Annotated in this window: 1 protein-coding gene; it reads left to right on the forward strand. The window is 68.4% G+C overall.

What is annotated here, in order from left to right; translation table 11 throughout:
• Positions 1-43 precede the first annotated feature (43 nt).
• The coding region (locus ELR45_RS37185; protein ID WP_240759265.1) for an LLM class flavin-dependent oxidoreductase at positions 44-339 on the forward strand (296 nt) is incomplete at its 3' end.

Here is a 339-nt window from a genome sequence, read left to right on the forward strand (position 1 = left end):
GGGCGCAATGGCGCAGGCGACGCGGCGGATCCGGATCGGTTGCATGGTGACCGGCAACACCTACCGGCACCCGGCGGTGCTCGCCAAGATGGCCGTCACCGTGGACCACCTGTCCGGCGGACGGTTGGAGTTCGGACTGGGGGCGTCGTGGGTTGAGGCCGAACACACCATGCTGGGCATTGAGTTCGGCACCCTGCGCGAGCGGCTCGACCGCTTCGAAGAGGCCTGCCAGGTGGTCCGAGCCCTGTGGACCGAGAACCGGGCCACCTTCGACGGCGCGTATTACCAGCTCAACGAGGCGTACGCGAACCCGAAGCCGGTTCAGCGACCGTACCCGCC

This window comes from Phytoactinopolyspora endophytica, assembly GCF_004138495.1.
Lineage (GTDB): Bacteria > Actinomycetota > Actinomycetes > Jiangellales > Jiangellaceae > Phytoactinopolyspora > Phytoactinopolyspora endophytica.